Annotated in this window: 1 pseudogene; it reads right to left on the bottom strand. The window is 54.7% G+C overall.

The features are described 5' to 3' along the window. Nucleotides 1-33: 33 nt before the first annotated feature. Nucleotides 34-848, bottom strand: a pseudogene (locus A918_RS22070) (hypothetical protein); the annotation flags it as partial.

The raw sequence follows: 848 nt of genomic DNA, 5'->3' as shown, positions 1-848 counted from the left end.
TTTTTTCTATTCTATGGGTTTTATCGGCAGGGCTTAAAAGAAGCCCTTTTTCTGCCACCAGCCGCCGCGTTTAGGCTGCTCTGCCGGTTCTTCCTGCTTTTCAGCCTGACTGATCTGCGAGGTCACAACCGGCTTGGATGCTTCCTGTGTGCTGCTGCGTTTACGGGCAGGTTTTTCTACCTGCTGTTCCGCTGCAGGTTCTGTCACTTCAGTTACAACAACGGCTTCAGCAACTTCGGCCTGTGTTTCTGCAACCGGCTCCGCTGCTTTTTTAGCGCGCGGCTTGCGGGCAGGCTTAGCAGGTTTTTCTGCAGCTTTTTTGCGTGTGGTTTTGGCCGGAGCCTCATCACTCACAGTTTCAGCTTCCGCAACCACAGCCGCTGCAACAACCGGTTCACCGGCAGGTGTTGTCACTTCAACCGCAGTTTCTACAACGGTTTCAGCCGTTGCTTTTGCACCGCGTGGCTTAGCAGGGCGTTTACGGGCAGGTTTTGCAGTCTTCTTCTCGGATTTTGCCTCAGTCTGCGGGGCTGCTTCAGTCTTGGCCGGAGCATCCTGTGTCAGGGCAGCAGCCGGAGCCGCTGATTTCAGCTGCGGGTTAAAGCCCACAAATTCCGGTGAAGGCAGAGGAGCCGAAGCTTTTTTTACTGCCTGTTTATAGGCAGTCAGACGGGTGACAGCTTCATCGCGACTGAAGCCGACAAATTCCACCGCAGGCATGCGGTTGTCATTGTCATATTCACCACGACGGTTTTTACGTCCGCCACGACGGCCACGACGACGCTTCTTGCGACGATCTTCTTCCGACTGGGAAGGTGCGTCATCTGCGTCTGCATCATCGCCTTCAT

The sequence above is a fragment of the Pseudochrobactrum sp. AO18b genome, from assembly GCF_000409565.1.
GTDB classification, from domain to species: domain Bacteria; phylum Pseudomonadota; class Alphaproteobacteria; order Rhizobiales; family Rhizobiaceae; genus Pseudochrobactrum; species Pseudochrobactrum saccharolyticum.
The sequence above is the reverse complement of the archived record's forward strand: the minus strand, read 5'-3'. Positions and strand labels throughout refer to the sequence as shown.